Genomic DNA, 24,031 nt, shown 5'->3' with positions numbered 1-24,031 from the left:
AGCAATTCGCAGTTGCTTGGCGAAGTCTTGCAGCGTTACAGCGGCCGGGCGCCGGCGTCCTCTGTCGGGTGCTATCGCGATTACATCGGTTGGCTGCAATGTCAGGATGGGCAATTGAGCCAGGACTTCTGGCGCGAGCCGTTGGCCGCTTTGCAAGAGCCGACCCGACTGGCCCTGGTGGTGTCCGGCAACGAAACCCTGAGCGGGCACGGCGATCACTTCCAGACCCTGGAAGTCAGTCATACCCAAGGTTTTGAAGCTTTTGCCCGGCAACAGAAAGTCACCCTCAACACTTTGGTGCAAGCTGCGTGGCTGCTGTTGTTGCAACGCTACACCGGTCACGAAGCGGTGGCCTTCGGCGCTACGGTAGCCGGGCGCCCGGCAGACTTGCCCGGTATCGAGCAGCAGGTCGGTCTGTTCATCAATACCTTGCCGGTAATCGGCGCGCCGCGTTCGGACCAGAGCGTCGGCAACTGGTTGCAAGCCGTACAGGCGCAAAACCTCAACTTGCGCGAGTTTGAACACACGCCGCTGGCGGATATTCAACGCTGGGCCGAGCAGGGTGGCGAAGCCCTGTTCGACAACATTCTGGTGTTCGAGAACTACCCGATTGCCCAGGCGCTGCAGCAGGGCGCGGAGCAAGGCGTGGTGTTCGGCAAAGTCGCCAACCTTGAGCAAACCCACTATCCGTTGAGCGTGGCCGTGACGCTGGGCCAGACGTTGGCGCTGCATTACAGCTTCGACCGGGCGCATTTTTCCACGTCGGCGATCGAGCGCATCAGTGCGCACCTGCTGCAACTGCTGGAGCAGTTCGCCGAGTCGGCGGAACGCAACCTCGGCGAAATCGCCCTGGCCAATGCCGCCGAGCTGGCGCAGCAACAGGCCAATAATCAGTCACAGCCGTATCCGGTGAGCATCGCCGTTCACCAGCGCATCGCCGAACTCGCCGCCCAGAGCCCGGAGCGCACGGCGGTGATCTTCGCCGGTCAGCGTTTCAGCTATGGCGATATCGATCAGCGCGCCAACCAGTTGGCCCACGCGTTGATCGCGCGGGGTGTCGGCCCGGAAAGCCGGGTCGGCGTGGCCTTGCCGCGCAGCGAAAGGGTGATCGTCGCATTGCTGGCGGTGCTCAAGGCCGGCGGTGCCTATGTGCCGCTGGACACCAGCTACCCTCGTGAGCGTCTGGCCTATCTGATTGAGGATTCGGGTCTGGCATTGTTGCTGACCGATTCTTGTGTTTCTGCGCAGTTGCCGGTGGAGGATTCGGTCCCGATGCTGGAGCTCGACCGCCTCGATCTGCGCAGCCAATCCCTCCATGCGCCCAAGGTGCAGCTCGATCCGCAGAACCTTGCTTACGTCATCTACACCTCCGGCTCCACCGGTAATCCCAAAGGCGTGAGCGTCGCCCATGGCCCGCTGGCGATGCACTGCCAGGCCATCGGCGAACGCTATGAAATGCGGGACAACGATTGCGAATTCCACTTCATGTCCTTCGCGTTCGATGGTGCCCACGAACGTTGGCTGACCAGCCTGACCCACGGTGCCTCATTGCTGATTCGCGACGACAGCCTCTGGACCCCGGAACAGACTTACAACGCCATGCGTGAACACGGCGTGACGGTGGTGGCGTTCCCGCCGGTTTATCTGCAACAACTGGCCGAACATGCCGAGCGTGAAGGCAACCCACCGAAGGTGCGGATCTACTGCTTTGGCGGCGATGCCGTGCCCAACGCCAGTTTCGAGCGGGTCAAGCGTGCGCTCGATCCGGACTACATCATCAACGGTTACGGTCCGACCGAAACCGTGGTCACGCCGCTGATCTGGAAGGCCGGGCGCGATGTGCAGTGCGGCGCGGCCTATGCGCCGATCGGCAGTCGCATCGGTGACCGCAGCGCTTACGTGCTGGACGCCGACCTGAACCTGCTGCCCCAAGGCATGGCCGGTGAGTTGTACCTGGGCGGCACCGGCCTGGCCCGGGGTTATCTGAACCGTCCCGGGCTGACGGCGGAACGGTTTGTCGCCGATCCGTTCAGCGCTGTCGGTGGCCTGCTGTACCGCACCGGCGATCTGGTGCGTCAGCGTGTCGACGGCACTTTCGATTACCTGGATCGCATCGACCATCAGGTGAAAATTCGCGGTTTCCGTATCGAGTTGGGGGAGATCGAAGCGCACCTGCAAAACCTCGAAGGTGTGCGCGAAGCCGTGGTGGTCGCCCAGGAAGGCACTGCCGGCAGCGGCAAGCGCCTAGTGGCTTATGTGGTCGCCGATGCGCTCAATGCCGATCGCGCCGATTTCGCCGAAAGCCTGCGCGAACAACTTAAAACCGCGCTGCCGACGCACATGGTCCCGGCTTATTTGCTGCTGCTTGAGCGCCTGCCGCTGACCCCCAACGGCAAACTCGACCGCAAGAATCTGCCAAAACCTGAGGTCAGTCAGTTGCAGCAAGCCTACGTGGCCCCGCAAAGCGCACTGGAGCAGCAACTGGCGACGATCTGGCAGGACGTGCTGAAACTCGATCAGGTCGGTTTGAGCGACAACTTCTTCGAGCTGGGCGGCGATTCGATCATCTCGATTCAAGTGGTCAGCCGCGCCCGTCAGGCCGGTATCCGCTTCACCCCCAAAGACCTGTTCCAGCACCAGACCATTCAGGCGCTGGCCACGGTGGCGCGTCTCGGTGAGCAGTCCCAGATCATTGATCAAGGGCCGGTGACGGGCGAACTGGCGTTGTTGCCGGTGCAACAGATGTTCTTCGAACAGGCCATCCCCGAGCGCCAGCACTGGAACCAGGCGGTGATGCTCAAACCGACGCAAACCCTGAATGCCAATGTGCTGGAGCAGGCGTTGAGCGCACTGGTTGCGCACCACGATGGCTTGCGTTTGAGCTTCGCCGAACAGGCCGAGGGCTGGCGGGCGCAGTACCGCGCGCTGGACAGCCAGACCGAGGCGATGGTCTGGGCGGTCGATGTCGTCGACGCCACGGCACTGGAAGCGGTGGCCAACGAAGCGCAACGCAGCCTGAACCTGCAACACGGGCCGCTGCTGCGCGCGGTGCTGGCTAACCTCGATGATGGCAGTCAGCGACTGTTGCTGGCGATCCACCATTTGGTGGTGGACGGCGTGTCATGGCGGATTCTGTTTGACGATCTGCAAACCGCCTACCGTCAACTGTTGACCGGCGAACCCCTGCAATTGCCAGCCAAAACTAGCGCAGCCAAGGTCTGGGCCAAGCACCTGCAAACCTACGCCCGCAGTGCTGATCTACGCGCCGAACTGGCCTGGTGGCAACAGCAGTTGCAAGGCGTCGAAGTGGCTTTGCCGACGGATAATCCTCAGGGCGGGCAACAAAACCGACACGCCCTGACGGTGCGCACGCAACTGAACAAGGAACTGACCTGCCAATTGCTGCAAGACGCCCCGGCGGCCTATCGCACCCAAGTCAACGACCTGCTGCTGACCGCACTGGCCCGCGTCATGGTGCGCTGGACCGGCGCCGACAGCGCGTTGATCCAGCTCGAAGGCCATGGCCGTGAAGAGCTGTTCGACGGTGTTGACCTGACCCGCACGGTCGGCTGGTTCACCAGTCTGTACCCGGCGAAACTGACGCCGGTCGCTGACCTGGGGGGCTCGCTGAAACAGATCAAGGAACAGCTGCGAGCGATCCCGAACAAGGGCATCGGTTTTGGTGCGCTGGCCCATCTGGGTGACGACGTTGCACGTAAAACTTTCAGCCAATTGCCGATCCCGTGCCTGACCTTCAACTACCTGGGCCAGTTCGACGGCAGCTTCACCGAAGCCGACGGCGCATTGTTCGTACCGTCCAGTGAAGCGGCCGGTGATGAACTGGACGCCCGTGCGCCATTGGCTAACCAACTGGCCCTCAACGGTCAGGTGTATGGCGGTGAACTGAACCTGGGCTGGACCTTCAGTCGCGAACGGTTCAATGAGGCGACCATCCAGGGTCTGGCCGACGATTACGCACTGGAACTGCAAGCACTGATCGCCCATTGCTGCCAGACCGGAAATCACGGCGTCACCCCGTCGGACTTCCCGCTGGCGCGCTTGAGCCAGGCACAACTGGACGGCTTGCCGCTGGCGTCGCAGTCGATCGAAGACCTGTATCCATTGTCGCCGATGCAACAGGGCATGTTGTTCCATGCAGTGTACGAAGAGACCACCGGCGATTACATCAACCAGATACGCCTGGACGTCGAAGGGCTCGACCCCGAGCGTTTCCATCAGGCCTGGCAAGCGGCCGTGGACGCCCACGACATTCTGCGTACGCGATTCGTCTGGCAGGGCGAACTGGAAAACCCGATACAAGTGGTCAGCAAACACGCGCAGATGCCTTATAGCCTGCATGATTTGCGCGTGCATCCGCAGCGCGATCAAGCCTTGCAGACGCTCGCCGACACTGAGCGCCAAAACCTGAACTTGAGCGCGTCGACCTTGTTGCGTTTGGTGATTGCGCGCATCGACGACAACCGTCATCACCTGATCTACACCAACCATCACATCCTGATGGATGGTTGGAGCAACTCACAGTTGCTCGGTGAAGTGCTGCAGCGTTACAGCGGTCAGTTCAACGCCATTCACAGCGGGCGTTATCGCGATTACATCGCCTGGCTGCAACGCCAGGACATGGCAGCCAGTGAAGCGTTCTGGACCCCGGCGCTGCACGCGCTGGACGAGCCGACGCGCCTTGCTCACACCGTCGCGCGCCCATCGGCGGCTGATAACGTTCTGGGCTACGGCGATCATTACCAAGTGCTGGATGTCGAACAGACCCGGCGTCTGGGCGAGTTTGCCCGGGCCTCGAAAGTCACCGTCAACACGCTGGTGCAGGCGGCCTGGTTACTGCTGCTGCAACGCTACACCGGTAAAAACACCGTGGCCTTCGGCGCGACGGTCGCCGGTCGTCCGGCGGACTTGCCGGGTGTCGAGCAACAGATCGGTCTGTTCATCAACACCTTGCCAGTGATCGCCAGCCCTCGGGCCGAGCAATCGCTCAACAGCTGGTTGCAAGCGGTGCAGGCGCAAAACCTGGCATTGCGCGAGTTCGAACACACCGCGCTGTTCGATATTCAACGCTGGGCCGGGCAGGGCGGTGACGCACTGTTCGACAACATTCTGGTGTTCGAGAACTACCCGATTGCCCAGGCTCTGGAGCAGGGCGCCCCGCAAGGGCTGCGCTTTGGTCCGGTGGCAAGTCATGAGCAGACCAACTATCCGTTGACCCTGCTGGTGAGCCTCGAAACGCAACTGTCGGTGCACTTCAGTTTTCAGCGCGGCAGTTTTGCGTCGGCGACTGTGGCGCAACTGGCGGCTCATTTGCAGCACCTGTTGAACCAGATGGTCGACGCCGATGAACGTTGTCTCGGTGAGTTGGCCCTGCTCGACGAAACCGAGCAACGGCAAGTGCTGGTCGACTGGAACCGTAGCGCCGCCGAATACCCGACCGACCGTTGCATCCATCAACTGATCGAAGCCCAGGCGCTGCGCACACCAGAGGCCACGGCACTGGTGTTCGCCGGGCAATCTCTGAGTTATGCCCAACTCAATCGCCAGGCCAACCAACTGGCGCATCGACTGATCGAGCTGGGCGTCGGCCCGGATCAATTGGTCGGTATCGCCATCGACCGCAGCCTGGAAATGCTGATCGGTCTGTTGGCGATTCTCAAGGCCGGCGGTGCCTACGTGCCGCTGGACCCGCAGTACCCTGAAGACCGTCTGGCGCACATGATCGAAGACAGCGGTCTGCAACTGCTGCTGACCCAGGCACATTTACTCGGGCAACTGCCGATTCCGGCTGGTGTGCAGACCCTGTTGCTCGACCCGCAAGGCGAGCATGCTCGCGGTTACAGCGAAGCCGATCCGCAGGTATCGATCAGCGCTGAACACCTGGCGTATGCGATCTACACCTCCGGTTCCACCGGCAAGCCCAAAGGGGTGATGGTGCGCCATCAGGCGCTGGTGAATTTCGTGGTGAGCATGGTCAAGGAACCGGGCATCGATGCCCGGGACCGCATGCTGTCATTGACCACGTTTTCGTTCGATATTTTCGGCCTGGAAATTTACGGGCCGCTGCTCAGCGGTGCCCGTGTGGTGCTGGTGGACAAGCAAACCGCCCAGGACCCGCAAGCGCTGCTGGAGATGATCCGGCAACAGGCAGTCACGGTGGTGCAAGCCACGCCGTCGACCTGGCGCATGTTGCTCGACCACGAACAGGCTTCCATCCTTCAGGGCTGTAAATTCCTCTGCGGCGGCGAAGCGCTGGCCGATGATCTGGCCCAGCGCATGCTGGGCCTGGCGGGGCAGGTCTGGAACCTTTATGGCCCGACTGAAACCACCATCTGGTCGGCGGCCTGGCAGCTGACCCGCGAACAGCGTCAGCCGTACCTCGGCAAACCGATTGCCAACACCACGCTGTACATCTTGGGCGATGATCTGGCGCCGAACCCGGCGGGCTCGATTGGCGAACTGCTGATCGGTGGCGACGGCCTGGCCCGGGGTTATCACGACCGGGCGGCGATGACGGCGGAGCGCTTCCTGCCCGACCCGTTCGGCAACGGCGCGAGGCTGTACCGCACCGGTGACCTGGCGCGCCATCGTCACGACGGCGTGCTCGAATACATCGGGCGCATCGACCATCAAGTGAAGATCCGCGGTTTCCGCATCGAACTGGGTGAAATCGAAGCGCGGTTGCTGGAGCAACCGGCAGTCCGCGAAGTCGAGGTGCTGGCGCAGGAAGCCCTGGGCAGCCAGCAACTGGTGGCCTACGTCGTTGCACCGCAACTGAACCTTGATGCCGCCGACGATCAACTGCGCTTGCGCGATGAACTCAAGGCGCGGCTCAAGGAATGCCTGCCGGAGTTCATGGTCCCGGTGCACCTGCTATTCCTCGCCAGCCTGCCACTGACGCCCAATGGCAAGCTCGACCGCAAGGCGTTGCCGACGGTGGAGACCAGCCAGTTGCAGGCGCGTTATCTCGCCCCGCAGAGCGAGCGGGAGCAGCAGGTCGCGGCGATCTGGCAGCACGTACTGCAAATCGAGCGGGTTGGCTTGCTGGATAACTTTTTCGAACTGGGCGGCCACTCGTTGTTGGCCGTCAATGTGGTTTCACGCCTGCAACTGGAACTGGGCCTGAAACTGACCCCGCAACTGATTTTTCAACACCCCGTACTCTCGGATTTCGTCAGCAGTCTGGCAACCGCAGGTGAGCAGGTCGATACGTTGAAACTGAGCAAGCTGGACGCCCTGCTTGACGAAATGGAGGAAGCTTGATGGATACCAATGTCGCTTTGAAGATCGCCCGGCGCTTCATTACTTTGCCGCTCGACAAGCGCAGGGTCTATCTGCAGAAGATGCTCGAGGAGGGTGTTTCGCCGGCGAACCTGCCGATTCCCGAAACCCAGTCGCAGTTCGATCCGGTGCCGCTGTCCTTTGCTCAGGAGCGCCAGTGGTTTCTCTGGCAGATGGACCCCGACAGCGCCGCCTATAACATTCCCAGCGCGATGCAGTTGCACGGCGAGCTTGACGTGTCGGCGCTCGAGCGCGGTTTCAATACACTGATTGCGCGGCATCAAAGCCTGCGCACCACGTTCCAGCAGCAGGATGAGCGGACGGTGCAGGTGATTCATCCGCAGATGAGCCTGACCGTCGCCGTGCATGAACTGGATAAAACCCCCGATGCCCTGTCGCCAGAGGCGCAGATTCAAGCGTTCGTCGCCGAACAGACCGGGCAGCCTTTCGATCTGGTCAACGGGCCGTTGTTGCGCGTCAGCCTGTTGCGCGTTGGTGCACAGGAGCACGTGCTGACCCTGACCCAGCACCACATCGCCTCGGATGGCGCATCGATGCGGGTCATGGTCGACGAGCTGTTGCAACTGTACGGCGCTTACCGCCAGGGCCACGAACTCGCTTTGCCGGAGTTGTCGATCCAGTACGCCGACTATGGCATCTGGCAACGGCACTGGATGGAAGCCGGCGAGCGTGAACGGCAACTGGGCTACTGGCAGGCGCACTTGGGCAGCGAGCATCCGGTGCTGGAATTGCCCACCGATTACCCGCGTCCGGCGGTGCAGAGCCTGCGTGGGGCCCGTCATGAACTGGCGTTGCCGCCGGCGCTGGGCGAGCGCCTCAGAGCCTTGGCCAAAAGCGAAAACGTCACGTTGTTCATGCTGTTGCTGGCGTCCTTCCAGACCTTGCTGCATCGCTACAGTGGCCAGGCCGATATTCGCGTCGGCGTGCCGACCGCTAACCGCAACCGGGTCGAGACCGAGCGGCTGATCGGCTTCTTCGTCAACACTCAGGTGCTCAAGACCGAATTCGATGCACAGGCCACGTTCAGCGCGTTATTGGCCCAGGTCAAGAACACCGCGATGGCCGCCCAGGCGCATCAGGACCTGCCTTTCGAACAGCTGGTCGAGGCCTTGCAGCCAGAACGCAGCCTGAGTTACAGCCCGCTGTTTCAGGTCATGTACAACCACCAGAGCACTGGCGCAACCCAAAGCCGGCAGGGCGCAGGCGATTTAGCGTTGACGATCCGCCACTTGCATCAGCCATCGCGCACCGCGCAATTCGACCTGACCCTGGAAACGTTTGACGGCCCCGAAGGCCTCGGCGCACAGCTGACCTACGCCACCGACCTGTTTGACGGCGCGACCATCGAGCGTCTGGCTCGGCATTGGCAAAACCTGCTGGGCAGCATCGTTGCCGATCCGCAGCAGCGGGTGGGCGAACTGGCCCTGCTCGACGAGGCCGAACAACAGCAGGTATTGGTCGACTGGAACTGTAGCGCCGCCGAGTACCCGACCGACCGCTGCATCCATCAATTGATCGAAGCCCAGGCTCTGCGCACCCCGCAAGCCACGGCACTGGTGTTCGCCGGGCAATCTCTGAGTTATGCGCAACTCAATCGCCAGGCCAATCAGTTGGCCCATCGACTGATCGAACTGGGTGTCGGCCCGGATCAATTGGTCGGTATCGCCATCGACCGCAGCCTGGAAATGCTGATCGGTCTGTTGGCGATTCTCAAGGCCGGCGGTACCTACGTGCCACTGGACCCGCAATACCCCGAAGATCGTCTGGCGCACATGATCGAAGACAGCGGTCTGCAACTGCTGCTGACCCAGGCACATTTGCTCGGGCAGTTGCCGATTCCGGCCGGTGTGCAGACCCTGTTGCTCGACCAGGGCGAGCATGCTCGCGGTTACAGCGAAGCCGATCCGCAGGTATCGATCAGCGCTGAAAACCTGGCATATGCGATCTACACCTCCGGTTCCACCGGCAAACCCAAAGGGGTGATGGTGCGCCATCAGGCGCTGGTGAATTTCGTGGTGAGCATGGTCAAGGAACCGGGCATCGATGCCCAGGACCGCATGCTGTCACTGACCACGTTTTCGTTCGATATTTTCGGCCTGGAAATTTACGGGCCGCTGCTCAGCGGTGCCCGTGTGGTGCTGGTGGACAAGCAGACCGCCCAGGACCCGCAAGCGCTGCTGGAGATGATCCGGCAACAGGCAGTCACGGTGGTGCAAGCCACGCCGTCGACCTGGCGCATGTTGCTCGACCACGAACAGGCGCCCATCCTTCAGGGCTGTAAATTCCTCTGCGGCGGCGAAGCGCTGGCCGATGATCTGGCCCAGCGCATGCTGGGTCTGGCGGGACAGGTCTGGAACCTTTATGGCCCGACCGAAACCACCATCTGGTCGGCGGCCTGGCAGCTGACCCGCGAGCAGCGCCAGCCGTACCTCGGCAAACCGATTGCCAACACCACGCTGTACATCTTGGGCGATGATCTGGCGCCGAACCCGGCGGGCTCCATTGGCGAACTGCTGATTGGTGGCGACGGCCTGGCCCGGGGTTATCACGACCGGGCGGCGATGACGGCCGAGCGTTTCCTGCCCGACCCGTTCGGCAACGGTGCGCGGCTGTATCGCACCGGTGACCTGGCGCGCCATCGTCACGACGGCGTGCTCGAATACATCGGGCGCATCGACCATCAAGTGAAGATCCGCGGTTTCCGCATCGAACTGGGTGAAATCGAAGCGCGTTTGCTGGAGCAACCGGCAGTCCGCGAAGTCGCGGTGCTGGCGCAGGAAGCCCTGGGCAGCCAGCAACTGGTGGCCTACGTCGTTGCACCGCAACTGAACCTCGATGCCGCCGACGATCAACTGCGCCTGCGCGATGAACTCAAGGCGCGGCTCAAGGAATGTCTGCCGGAATTCATGGTCCCGGTGCACATGCTATTCCTCGCCAGCCTGCCACTGACGCCCAATGGCAAGCTCGACCGCAAGGCGTTGCCGACGGTGGAGACCAGCCAGTTGCAGGGGCGTTATCTCGCCCCGCAGAGCGAACGGCAACAGCAAATCGCCGCGATCTGGCAGGACGTGCTGAAGCTGGACCGCGTGGGCCTGACCGACAACTTCTTCGAGCTGGGCGGGCACTCCCTGCTGGTCACCCAAGTGGTGTCACGAGTACGTCGGGTGCTGGACATTCAGGTGCCGTTGCGCAGTCTGTTCGAACACAGCACCTTGCAGGATTTCGTCCAGGCACTGGGCGCTGAACAAGACGAACAGCCACCGGCGATGACCAGGGTCGACCGTGATCAACCGCTGGCATTGTCCTTTGCCCAGGAGCGTCAATGGTTCCTGTGGAAAATGGACCCCGACAGCGCCGCCTACAACATTCCGACCGCGCTGCGAATGCGCGGCGAGCTGGACAAAAACGCGCTGCAGCTGAGCTTCCAGGCACTGGTGGAGCGCCACGAAAGCCTGCGCACGGCGTTCATCGAGGAAGACGGCCGGACCTGGCAAGTGATTCGCCCGCAAGGGCGCGTGAGCTTTGTCGAACAGCGTCTGGCCGCCAGCGATGAGGCGAGCATCAAGGCCTTCGTCGAACAGGAGACGCAACGCCCGTTCGATGTGCTCGACGGTTCATTGGTGCGTTTCCTCCTGCTGCAGGTCGGCGAGCAGGATCACGTGCTGGTGCTGACCCTGCACCACATCGTCTCTGACGCCTGGTCGTTGCAGGTGATGATCGATGATCTGATGGGCCTGTATTCGGCGATCAGCCAGGGCCGGCCGGCGGAACTGCCGGCGCTGCCAGTACAGTACGCCGACTACGCCGTCTGGCAGCGTCAATGGATGGCTGCCGGCGAACGGGATCGGCAATTGGCCTACTGGACCGAAAAGCTGGGCAGCGAGCAACCGCTGCTGGAGCTGCCACTGGATCATCCGCGTCCGGCGCAGCAAAGTTTCCGTGGGGCGCGTTTGCCGATCGCTCTCGACGAATCCCTGAGCAATGCCCTGAAGGCCTTGGCCCGGCGTGAAAACGTCACGCTGTTCATGCTGTTGCTCGGCTCGTTCCAGACCTTGCTGCATCGCTACAGTGGTCAGGCCGATATCCGCGTCGGGGTGCCGATTGCCAACCGCAACCGCCTGGAAACCGAGCGTCTGATCGGTTTCTTCGTCAACACTCAGGTGCTGCGTGCCGAGTTCGACGGTCAGATGACGGGCGCTCAATTGCTGCAACAGGTGAAGCAGACGGCCATGGCGGCGCAGATGCATCAGGACTTGCCGTTCGAGCAACTGGTCGATGCCTTGCAACCGCAACGTAACCTGAGTCACAGCCCGCTGTTCCAGGCGATGTTCAACCACCGCAGTGAAGCGGCGTCAACGCTGGCCGAATCGTTGCCGGGCATCGATCTGGAAAATCTCAGTTGGGAACACCGTACCGCGCAGTTCGACCTGACCCTGGACACCAGTGATAACCCGCAAGGCCTGCACGCCTCGCTGACCTACGCCACCGATGTGTTCGAGCCATCGACCATCGAGCGCATGGGCCGGCACTGGCTGAATCTGTTGCGGGGGCTGGTCGAGGATATCAACCGGCCGGTCGGGCAATTGGCATTGCTCGATGACCAGGAGCGGCAACTGACGGTCGTCGACTGGAACGCCACCGCTGTCGACTACCCGTTGCACCGCAGCGTGCATGACCTGATCGAAGAACAGGTCGGTCAAACCCCGGATGCCTGTGCGCTGGTGTTTGCCGAACAACGCTTGAGCTACGCCGAACTCAATGGCCGAGCCAACCAACTGGCTCACGTGCTGATCGAACAGGGCGTCGGCCCGGATGTGTTGGTGGGCATCGCGGTCGAGCGGTCCGTGGAAATGGTCGTGGGCCTGTTGGCGATTCTCAAGGCGGGCGGTGCCTATTTGCCGCTGGACCCGGAATACCCCCAGGAACGTCTGGCCTACATGTTTGAAGACAGCGGCATTCAGCTGTTGCTGACCCAGAGCCACTTGCTTGAGCAATTGCCGATCCCGGCCGGTATTCGCAGCCTGGTGCTGGACCAGGACGGCGACTGGCTGGAAGGGCGCAGCGACGCCAACCCAGACGTCGACCTTGACGGTGAAAACCTCGCTTACGTGATCTACACCTCGGGCTCCACCGGCAAACCGAAAGGGGCGGGCAACCGTCATGCGGCGCTGGTCAATCGCCTGTGCTGGATGCAACAGGCCTATCGACTCGACGCCACGGACAGCGTGCTGCAAAAGACCCCGTTCAGTTTCGACGTCTCCGTCTGGGAATTCTTTTGGCCGCTGTTGACCGGCTCGACATTGGTAGTGGCCGCGCCGGGTATTCATCGTGATCCGGCGCAGTTGATCGGGCTGATCACCGCGCAACGCATCACCACGCTGCACTTCGTGCCGTCGATGTTGCAGGCCTTCCTGCAGGATCCTTCGGTGGGCGAGTGCACCAGCCTGACCCGCATGGTGTGCAGTGGCGAAGCCCTGCAAGTGGATGCGCAGCAGCAAGTGTTTGCCAAGCTGCCCAACGCCGGGCTGTACAACCTCTACGGCCCGACCGAGGCGGCCATCGACGTCACGCACTGGACGTGCATCGAGGAAGGTCGCGACAGCGTGCCGATCGGCCAACCGATCGCCAACCTGGGCACTTACATTCTCGATCACGAGTTGTCGCCGGTAGCGGTGGGCGTGATCGGCGAGTTGTACCTGGGCGGCGAAGGCCTGGCCCGTGGTTATCACCGTCGTGCTGCGCTGACCGCCGAGCGCTTTGTCACCAGTGTCTTCGGTGACGGCCAGCGTCTGTACCGCACCGGTGACCTGGCGCGTTATCGTGCCGACGGGGTGATCGAATACGCCGGGCGCATGGACCATCAGGTGAAAATCCGTGGCCTGCGCATCGAGTTGGGTGAGATCGAAGCGCGTTTGGCCGAACACGACGAAGTCCGTGAAACCGTGGTGACCGCCCAGGACGGCACGCTGTTGGTCGCGTATGTGGTGCCGGCCCGCGACGTACTGCTGCACGCCGACGATGATGTGCGCAACGCCTTGCAGCGCCACCTCAAGGAACACTTGAGCCAGACATTGCCGGACTACATGGTCCCGCAGCACTGGCTGTGGCTGGAAAAAATGCCGGTCAGCCCCAACGGCAAACTGGAACGCAAGGCGTTGCCAAAAGCCGACACGACGGCCAGCAGCAAGGCGTACACCGGCCCGACCAGCGCCACCGAACAGGCACTGGTGCAGATCTGGCAAAGCGTACTGGGTCGGCCGCAGGTGGGTATCAGCGACAACTTTTTCGAACTGGGCGGCGATTCGATTATCTCGATTCAGGTGGTCAGCCGAGCGCGTCAGGCAGGGATTCATTTCAGCCCCAAAGACCTGTTCCTGCACCAGAACGTACAAAGCCTCGCAGCGGTGGCGACCATCGGCAACAGCGGGTTGAGCATCGACCAGGGCCCGGTGACCGGCGACACGCCATTGCTGCCATTCCAGCAGTTGTTCTTTGAGCGTGAGATGGCCGAGCCGCACCACTGGAACCAGTCGGTGCTGCTCAAGTCCGCCAAACCTTTGCACGCCCAACACCTGGAGCGCGCGTTGCAGGTACTGGTCGCGCATCACGACGCGTTGCGTCTGGCCTTCACCCGTCAGGGCGACCGCTGGACTGCGCAGCATCGCTCCCTGGCCGAGCAACAGGCGCTCTGGCAACAGTCGCCGCTGCTCTGGACTGCCGAGATTGCGGATGCGCCGGCGCTCGAGCAGTTGGGCGAGCAGGCCCAGCGCAGCCTCGAACTGGCAAGCGGTAATCTGCTGCGCGCCGTGCTGGCGAACATGGCCGATGGCAGTCAGCGTCTGTTGCTGGTAATCCATCACCTGGTCGTCGACGGCGTGTCCTGGCGCATTCTGTTCGAAGACCTGCAACAGGCCTACGAGCAGTTGCAGGCTGGCGCGACGCTCAAATTGCAGGCCAAGACCAGCGCCACCCAGGCCTGGGCGCGACGCTTGCAACAGCATGCCGACAGCGCCGCGATGCAGGCTCAGCTGACGTTCTGGCAAGGGCAATTACAGGATTCGCGCAATGACTTGCCCTGCGATCGACCGCAGGGCGAGTTGCACAACCGTCACGCCTTGCACGCGCAGACCCGTCTGGACCAGGAGCAGACCCGCCAACTGTTGCAGGAGGCGCCGACGGCTTATCGCACGCAAGTCAACGACCTGTTATTGACGGCCCTGGCGCGGGTGATCACTGAGTGGACGGGCGACGCATCGACCCTGATCCAGCTCGAGGGCCACGGCCGCGAGGAGTTGTTCGAAGAGTTCGACTTGAGCCGCAGCGTAGGCTGGTTCACCAGTCTGTTTCCGGTCAAGTTGACACCGGCGTCCACGCCGCAGGATTCGATCAAGGCGATCAAAGAGCAACTGCGGGCGATCCCCGATAAAGGCCTGGGTTTTGGCGCGCTGCGCTATCTGGGTAACGACAGTACCCGGCAGGCGCTGCAAGCCTTGCCCGTGCCGCGCATTACCTTCAACTACCTGGGCCAGTTCGATGCCGGGTTCGGCGACGAGGCAGCTGCATTGTTCACTCCGGCCAGTGAATCGGCGGGTGCCGAGCAAAGTCCGTTGGTGCCTCTGGACAATTGGCTGACCCTCAATGGTCGGGTGTATGGCGGCGAACTGAGTATCGGCTGGACGTTCAGCGGACAGATGTTCGATCAGTCGACCATCGCGCAGTTGGCGGAGGCTTATGCCCGGGAATTGGGGATCTTGATCGAGCACTGCTGTCAGGCTCGGCATCAGGGGCTGACACCGTCGGACTTCCCACTGGCCGGGTTGACGCAACGCCAGCTCGATGCGTTGCCCGTGACGCCACGCCAGGTCGAAGACATTTACCCGTTGTCACCGATGCAGCAAGGCATGCTGTTCCACACCCTCTACGAGCAGCAGGCCGGCGATTACATCAATCAGCTGTGCGTGGACGTAGAAGGTTTGCAGGTCGAGCGTTTCCGCGAGGCCTGGCAGGCGGCACTGGATGCCCACGATGTGCTGCGCAGCAGTTTTGTCTGGGACGGCGAATTGCAGCGACCACAGCAAGTGATCCACAAGCGCTTGCCGGTACCGTTCACCTTCCATGATTGGCGTGGGCAAAACGATCTGCCACAGGCGCTCGAAGCGCTGGCCAATGCACAACGGCAACAGGGTTTCGACCTGCACGAGGCGCCCTTGCTGCGCCTGATGGTGGTACAAGTCGCCGCCGAACGCTTTCAGCTGATTTACACCAGCCACCACATTCTGATGGATGGCTGGAGCAACTCGCAGCTGCTGGGCGAAGTGCTGCAACGCTACAGCGGCCAGGTACCGGCGATCGCGGCGGGTCGTTATCGGGATTACATCCAGTGGTTGGCGCAACAGGACACGCAGGTCGCCGAGCACTTCTGGAAAGGCCAACTGGCGAACGTCGACGCGCCGACCCGTCTGGCCGACGCGCTCGTTTACCGGGGCGACGACGCTGCCATCGATACCCAGGGCGAGCATTTCCTGACCCTGGACGCCGCTGTCACCGATCACCTCAACACCTTTGCCCGGGGGCAGAAAGTCACCGTCAACACGCTGATTCAGGCCGCCTGGCTGCTGTTGTTGCAACGCTACACCGGGCAAGACACTGTCAGTTTCGGCGCCACGGTTTCTGGTCGTCCGGCGCAGCTGAGTGGGGTCGAACAGCAGATCGGTCTGTTCATCAACACCTTGCCGGTCATCGCCAGCCCCCGTGCCGAACAACCGTTGGCGCAGTGGTTGCAGCAGGTGCAGGCACAGAATCTGTTGCTGCGTGAGCAGGAACATTCGCCGCTGTTCGACATTCAGCGCTGGGCCGGGCAGGGCGGTGAAGCCCTGTTCGACAACATTCTGGTGTTCGAGAACTACCCGATTTCCCAGGCGCTGGAGAAAGGCGCGCCGCAAGACCTGCGTTTCGGCGAGGTGGCCAGGCATGAACAAACCAATTACCCGTTGACGCTGGCGGTGAGCCTGGACAGCCGGTTGACGGTGCATTTCAGCTATCAGCACAGCCGTTTTGCCGCGGCCACCGTGGCGACACTGGCCGCGCAGTTGCAGCACCTATTGATCCACATGAGCGCCAGCGCCGAGCGTTGTCTCGGTGAGTTGGAGTTGCTGGACGAAGCCGAACAGCAACGTGTACTGCGCGACTGGAATCGCACTGAAGCCAGTGGCGTCGAGGATCTGTGCATTCATCAAATGATCGACCGTCAGGTCGCCCTCCAGCCGCAAGCGCTGGCCGTGACCTTCGGCAACCGGCAGCTGACTTACGCTGACATCGATGCGCGAGCCAATTGTCTGGCGCACAAGCTGATCGAGTGCGGTGTCGGCCCGGAAGTCCGCGTTGGCGTGGCGATGCAGCGTTCCGACCACTTGCTGGTGGCATTGCTCGCAGTGCTCAAGGCCGGTGGCGCCTATGTGCCGCTGGACCCGGATTATCCGGCCGATCGCGTGGCCTACATGCTGGAGGACAGCCGTGCCCTGGTGCTGCTGACCGAACAAGCGGTGGCGACGACGCTGGCCACAGGCGCCGACACCCAGGTGCTGCTGCTCGATCAGCTCGACGCGGCACTGGCGGCTTATCCGCACCACGCGCCGGTGACGACGGTGACCCCGGACAACCTGGCCTACGTGATCTACACCTCCGGTTCCACCGGCAAGCCCAAAGGCGTAGCCATTACCCACCGCAATGTATTGGCACTGATGGACTGGTCGCAGTCGGTGTACAGCCGCGACGACATTCAAGGGGTATTAGCTTCGACGTCGGTGTGTTTCGACCTGTCGGTGTGGGAACTGTTTGTCACCCTGGCCAATGGCGGCTCGCTGATCATCGCCCGCAATGCGCTGGAACTGCCGCACTTGCCGGCGCGGGAGCAAGTGCGGCTGATCAACACGGTACCGTCGGCCATTGCCGCCTTGCAGGATGCCGGGCAGATTCCATCGGGCGTGCGGATCATCAACCTGGCCGGTGAGCCATTGAAGCAGAGCCTCGTGGAGACGCTGTACCAACAGGCGAACATCGAACAGGTCTACGACCTGTATGGCCCGTCGGAAGACACCACTTACTCCACCTGGAGTCGCCGCGAAGCCGGCGGCATGGCGAACATTGGTCGGCCGCTCAACGGCACCGCCAGCTACCTGTTGGGCGCGGATCTGCAACCGGCGCCGCTGGGTGCATCCGCCGAGTTGTACCTGGCCGGTGCGGGCATTACGCGCGGTTATCTGGGGCGGCCGGCGATGACCGCCGAGAAGTTCGTACCGAACCCGTTTGCCAGCAACGGCGAACGCCTGTACCGCACCGGTGACCTGACCCGTTATCAGGCCGACGGCACCTTGCAATACGTCGGGCGTATCGACCATCAAGTGAAAGTGCGTGGGTTCCGTATCGAGCTGGGTGAAATCGAAGCGCGCCTGCTTCAGGCGCCGAACGTGCTCCAGACGCTGGTCGTGGCGCATCCGGGCGCGTTGGGCCAGCAGTTGGTCGCCTATGTGGTGTTTGATGACCCGGCGCTGGCGCTTGGCGATGCCGCGACACAGGCCGTACTGCGCGAAGAACTCAAAGCACGACTTAAGGAAAGTCTGCCGGATTACATGGTGCCGGCGCATGTGCTGTTCCTCGAAAGCCTGCCACTGACACCCAACGGCAAGATCGATCGCAAGGCATTGCCGAGCATTGATGCCAGCGCTTCGTCTCGGGACTTTGTCGCCCCGGTCGGCGAACTCGAAGAACAGATTGCGACGGTCTGGCAGAACGTGCTGGAACTCGACCGGGTCGGTCGCGAGGCTCATTTCTTCGAGTTGGGCGGGCACTCCCTGCTGGCGACTCAGGCGGTTTCGCGCCTGCGCAAACTCACGGCACAGCCGCTGAGCCTGCGTGACCTGTTCAACCATCCGCGGCTCAAGAACCTGGCGGCCTGGATGCGCCAGCAACTGGGCGCGCCAACGATGGGTGCAGGCGCTGGTGCCGTGGCGCTCAAGGCCTATGGCGTCAAGCACAGCGCTCCGTTGTCGCTGGTGCAACGCCGCTTGTGGATCGCCGAACAATTGTCCGGCGGCGGCTCCGCCTATGGCATGCCGATGGCCCTGCGTTTGCGCGGTGACCTGTCGGTCGAGCGACTGTTGAGTAGCTTCGCCGAAGTGATGCGCCGCCACGAAGTATTGCGCACTGCTTATACGCAAGATGACGAGGGCGACCCGATTGCGCTGGTCGCCGAACAGGTCGAGCTGGATTTCCCGCTGATCGACTTGTCCGGTCTGTCGCGCAGTGCTCAGGAAGAACAGGTAGCGCAAGCGGTGCTGGAGAACGCACGCACACCGATCGACCTGGAACAGGCGCCGCTGTTGCGTGGACGCATTCTGCACCTGGGACCGACCGAACATGTGATGTTGTACGCCATGCACCACATCATTTCCGACGGTTGGTCGATGGGGGTTTTGATTAATGAATTGGTGCAAATTTACGACAGCTACGACCGTGCCCAGGACGGCGACCTGACGCCACTGCCGGCGCTGGAGGTGCAATATTCCGACTTCGCACTGTGGCAACAGGCGCTCGAGCAGCAAGGAGTTCTGGGGCAACAGGCCGAATACTGGAAAGACCGACTCGCCGGTTACAGCGGGCAATTGACGCTGCCACTGGATAACCCGCGCGGCCTGATGCCGTCCTTTGCGGGCGACGCGGTGCAGTTCCGGCTCACCAGCGGTTTGACGGGCGCACTGCGCAAGCTGTCCATGGACGCGGGCGTCACGTTGTACAGCACGCTGCTGGCATCGTTCCAGGTGCTGCTGCACCAGGTCAGTGGCGGCGCCGATGTGCTGGTCGGCGCTGATGTCGCCGGACGCGAGCAGCCGGAGCTTGAGCGGCTGATCGGTTTCTTCGTCAACGTTCTGCCGCTACGTTCGCGGTTCGAGGCCGGCGCCGCGTTCTCCAACTTCCTTGCGCAGACCCAGGAAACCCTGCTCAGCGCCCTGGAACATCAGGACCTGCCGTTCGACATGATCGTCGACGCCTCGGGCGTGCCGCGACACAAGGGCATGAACCCGTTGGTGCAGGTGTTGTTCGTGATGAACAACCTGCCGGGACGCGTGCAGGCCATGGGCGGTTTGAGCGTGGAAGCGCTGCCGGCGCTCGAGACCCATTCTAAATTCGACATGGCGTTGTTCGTTGACGATGAAGAAGGGCAATTGCTGGGTACTTGGCAATTCGCCACAACCTTGTTCGGACACGAGCGCATTCAGTACCTGGTCAAGGCCTGGATAGCCCTGTTGGAACAGATCGTCGCTGATCAGGACATTCAATTGGGAGCTATCAGCATGCCAGTCGACAACTGCGCGGTGGCCGCCATGCCCGCCGCTGTTCCGGGACCCAAGGCCGACAAGCTCGGCAAATTCCTCAAGCGTTCCCAGGCCCCGGTCGCCAAGGTCCGGCCTTTGCCGGTGCGTGAATCCCTGCTGGCCGCGCCGCAGCGGTTTCCGTTGCTGCTGGAGCCGAACGAGCCGCAGCTGGACCTGATCGAGTGGATCAACCACAACCGGCCATTGATCGAACAGAAACTGGCCGAGCACGCCGGCATTCTGTTCCGCGGCTTCGAGCTGGACGGCATTCAGGGCTTTGAAGCCTTTGCCGAAGCGATCCAGCCGGGGCTCTATGGCCAGTATGGCGACCTGCCGAAGAAGGAGGGTGGCAAGAACACCTACCGCTCCACGCCGTACCCGGAACGCAAGATGATCCTGTTCCACAACGAGAGTTCTCATCAGGACCGCTGGCCGCGCAAGCAGATGTTCTATTGCGAGCAGGCGGCGCCCGTGGGCGGTGCGACACCGGTGGTCGATTGCCGGTTGATGTACGAAAAACTGCCGGCGGACCTGCGTGAAAAGTTCGAAGACAAGGGCTTGCTCTACGTGCGCACGTTCACCGACAAACTCGATGTGTCTTGGCAGCATTTCTTCAAGACCGAAGATCGCGCCGAGGTCGAGGCCCGCTGCCGGGCCGGTGGTATCGAATGGCGCTGGCTCGATAACGATGAGTTGCAAACCCGTACGCCGGGGCCGGCGATCATCCGTCACCCGGTCACCGGCGAGAAGTCGTTCTTCAATCAGGTGCAGCTGCACCACATCTATTGGCTGGAGCCGGATGTGCGTGAAGACCTGCTGTCGATGTTCAGCCTGGAACGCATGCCGCGTCATGTCTATTACGGCGATGGCACGCCGATCGAAGACGAGGTGATGCAGCGCATCGGTGAGTTGTACGAGGAATGTGCGGTGCGTTTCGATTGGCAAAAAGGCGATGCAATCCTGCTGGACAACATGCTCGTGGCTCACGCCCGTGACCCGTTCGAAGGCCCGCGCAAGATCGTCGTGGCCATGGGGGACATGTTCGACCGCAGCGCCCTTGAAAGCGCACAGACCGCCCAAGGCGCAATGAACACTGAGGAAACCGGAGCATGAACGAGGTATCGATGGACGCGCAGGACCTGGGTTTCGCCTTGACCCCCGAGCAGCAAGGGGTGCTGGAGAAGCTGCCCAAGTCTCCGGTCTGCGGTGATGCGCTGCATTGGCTGGAAGTGGGCATTGCCGGTGCGCTTGACCCGCAGCGTCTGCAAACGGCGCTGGATGCGCTGTTGGCGCAGCAACCCATGCTGATCCCGCGTTTGGCCAAGGCGCCGGGCTTCCATGGCCTGCGCCAGTTCGCCGGAGGCGCCGAGCACTTCCCGTTGACGGTGCAGACACGCCTGGAAACGGCGGCCGGCATCCAGGCTCAAGTCGCCGAATGGGCGGCACGCTCGTTTGTCGTCGGTGAGTCGGAAAACGTTCAGGCAGTGCTGTATCGCCTGGCGGACAATCACTGGCAACTGGTGCTGGGCATTGCCCGGCATTGCGTCGATGGAAGTGGCTTGCGGCTGATTTATCAGCAACTGTTGCGGGCGTATGAGCAGGGGCTGACCGAGGCTGATGACGAGACCGGGGAGTTCACCCGGTACCTGGAATGGCGCAGTGAAGTGGTGCTCGACGAGGATGCGGCAACTGCCCGGACTTACTGGCAGCAGCACCTGCAAGGCGCGGATGTCGACCTGTCCACTCCATGGCTGGGCTATCGGGCTGCAACCGCCCAGACTTCTTCCGCGACAGCGCGATTGACGAACACGCTTGAGCCCTCGCTGCACAATGCGCTGCAACAGTTGGCCGACTCGCTGGCGCAACCCTTGAGCGTGGTGATGCAAGCGGCCTGGTGGCTGCTGCTGGGGCGCCTTGGCGGAAGCGAACAGATGCTGGTCGGGGTGCGGCACGACAGTCGCGACGACTACGAGTATTTCGCCGACGCCGTGGGCGTTTTCGAGAGAACCCTGCCGTTGCATGTGTCGCTGGCGGCGAGTACTTCGTTCAACGCCTGGGTCAGTGAACTGGCGGCGCACCTGAATGAGCATCGCACCTGGCAGGAATATTGGTCGCCAGAACTCGAACCCGCAGCAGCCAGACCGGCCTATGGTTTCGCACTCTGGCACGCGCCACTGCCTCAGACTTCGAGCACGCTGCAGTGGACGCCCGTCCAGCGCCCCATCGCTCGGGACGCTCAATTTGAATTGCTGCTACAGCTCGAATCGGGCGAATCGGGCCGCCTGCATCTTCATTACGCGACGCAGCGTTATTCGACTCAAGCAGTCGAAGGTCTGATGGCGCAGTTCAGCGTATTGCTGGCGAGCATCGTGGCCAATCCTCAGGCCGAGCCGGGTCAGCTGGCATTGCTCGGCCCCGCCGAGCAACAGCGTTTGCTGGCAATCAACCCGCCACTCCGGCCGCTGGTGGATGGCCGATACCTGCCGCAGCGCATTGCTGATCGGGCTCATGCCACACCGGACACCGTCGCGCTGACCGACGCGCAACAACACTTGAGCTACGGGCAATTGCAGGCGAACGTCGACGTGTTGGCCAGGGCCTTGAAAGCCCGGGGCCTGGCCCGTGGTTCGATTGTCGCGTTGGCATTGCCGCGCTCAGCCGATCTGGTGGTGACAATGCTGGCGGCCTGGCGGGTCGGGGCGGCTTATCTGCCGCTGGACCCGCAATGGCCAATGGCGCGTCAGGTGTTGATGCTGGAACAGGCCGGGGCCGATTTGCTGCTGGTGGATGCCGCGCAAATCGATCAGTGGCACGGTCATTCGCTGAGCATCTGCACCCTGAATCAATTGCGCCAATCGGCGGACCTGTCGGCACCGGCCATCGAACCCGATACACAGGGCAGCGATGCGGCCTATGTGCTGTTCACTTCAGGCTCCACCGGCGTGCCCAAAGGTGTGGTGATCGAGCATCGACAATTGCTCAATTACACGGCTCATGCCAGTCAGGCCCTGGGGCTTGATCAATGCAAACACATTGGCTTCACCTCCACCGTAGCGGCGGACCTGGGTAACACCGCGCTGTTTGGCGCCTTGTTCAACGGTGCGACGCTGCATGTGGCCAGTGACGAACAGATGCAGGACGGCCGGTTGTTCGCTGACTACCTGAAACAGGAGGCGATCGATTGTCTGAAGATCGTCCCGTCGCACCTCGCCGCACTGCTCGACAGCGACAGCTCGCAACTGCCCTCTACGCTGATTCTCGGCGGCGAACCGATCGCCCCTGCGCTGCTTGAGCGCATCGCTCGGTTACGCAGCGATTGCCGGGTGTTCAATCACTATGGCCCGACGGAGGCGACGGTTGGGGTGTTGGTCCATCCGCTGGTGCTGGACGGTGGAACTCACGAGATTGCCGCCCTCAGTCAGGTGCTGGATAACAATCAGGTGTATGTCCTTGACGACCATCTGCAACTGGCGCCGGTCGGGATGCTGGGCGAACTGTACCTGGGCGGCGCGCAATTATGCCGTGGTTACCTCAATGCCGAGGCCGATGCGCAGGTGTTCATTCAGCACCCGTTCAATCCGCAGGAGCGCCTGTATCGCACCGGAGATCTGGCGCGCTATCGCCCGGATCTGGCGATTCAGCTACACGGTCGGCGCGATCAGCAAATCAAGGTGCGTGGGTTCCGTATCGAACTGGCAGAGATCGAGGCCCAATTGCTGAGCCTGCCTCAGGTCGCTGAAGTGCTGGTGTTGCCAGGGTCTTCGGCTGAGCGGGGGATGCAGGCATTCGTCGTGCCGCATCAGCCACCTTCGTCGGCCTTGCTTGAAGCCGTTCGCAGCGAAATGGCCCATCGTCTGCCCGCCGTGATGCTGCCGCAGCACGTGCAGTTCATCGAGCGTTTTCCACGGCTGGCCAACGGCAAGATCGACCGCAAGGCGTTGCAGCAACTCAGCGCAAGCCTGGTTGACGATGGGGGCCTGGCGCCACGCGATGCGCTCGAACAATTGCTCGCGGTACGCATGGCGCAATTGCTGGGCGTTGAGCGCCTGGGCATTGATCGGGATTTCTTCGCCGCCGGTGGTCATTCGTTGTTGGTGATCAAACTGGTGGCCGGTATTCGCAAGTTGTTGCAGTGCGAAATCCATCCCGGTGTGGTGTTTGATCATCCGACCGTGGCCGGCCTGGCATTGGCGTTGCGATCGCGGGAGAGCAGCCCCGGTCAACTGGAGAAACTGGCCCATGCGCGGTTGCGCCTGGACACCATGAGCCCGGAAGAAAAGGCCTTGTTGACGGAAAAAGCCCGGCAACTGCAAAACGCCAAGGCTGCACAGAACAGCTGA

The 24,031-nt window shown here is 62.2% G+C and carries 3 protein-coding genes (1 of these 3 cut by a window edge); all 3 read left to right on the top strand.

The features are described from left to right. Tightly spaced (each overlapping or abutting the next), the 3 genes in view from MEB48_RS05985 to MEB48_RS05975 form a layout consistent with a single transcriptional unit that may run on beyond the window. Positions 1-7,281, top strand: partial view of a non-ribosomal peptide synthase/polyketide synthase gene (locus MEB48_RS05985; protein WP_237882777.1) — the 3' portion only. It extends 5,112 nt beyond the left edge of the window; 7,281 of the gene's 12,393 nt are visible here — the last part of the coding sequence; its start codon lies off the left edge, out of view; it ends in the stop codon at positions 7,279-7,281. Continuing rightward, positions 7,281-20,804 (top strand): non-ribosomal peptide synthase/polyketide synthase, encoded by a 13,524-nt coding sequence (locus MEB48_RS05980; RefSeq protein ID WP_237882775.1) that lies wholly within the window; start codon positions 7,281-7,283, stop codon positions 20,802-20,804. The genes MEB48_RS05985 and MEB48_RS05980 overlap by 1 nt, the downstream gene beginning before the upstream one ends. Beyond that, entirely contained in the window at positions 20,801-24,031 is a 3,231-nt protein-coding gene (locus tag MEB48_RS05975; RefSeq protein WP_237882773.1) for a non-ribosomal peptide synthetase, read from the top strand. The genes MEB48_RS05980 and MEB48_RS05975 overlap by 4 nt, the downstream gene beginning before the upstream one ends.

This window comes from Pseudomonas sp. PGPR40 (genome assembly GCF_022014505.1).
Classification (GTDB): Bacteria; Pseudomonadota; Gammaproteobacteria; order Pseudomonadales; family Pseudomonadaceae; genus Aquipseudomonas.
Note: the sequence above shows the minus strand (reverse complement) of the source record. Positions and strands in the feature narration are given on the sequence as shown.

Bases quoted from the DNA above. Each gene is read 5' to 3' on its own strand.
- MEB48_RS05980 (WP_237882775.1), top strand. From the start codon at position 7,281: ATGGATACCAATGTCGCTTTGAAGATCGCCCGGCGCTTCATTACTTTG.
- MEB48_RS05975 (WP_237882773.1), top strand. From the start codon at position 20,801: ATGAACGAGGTATCGATGGACGCGCAGGACCTGGGTTTCGCCTTGACC.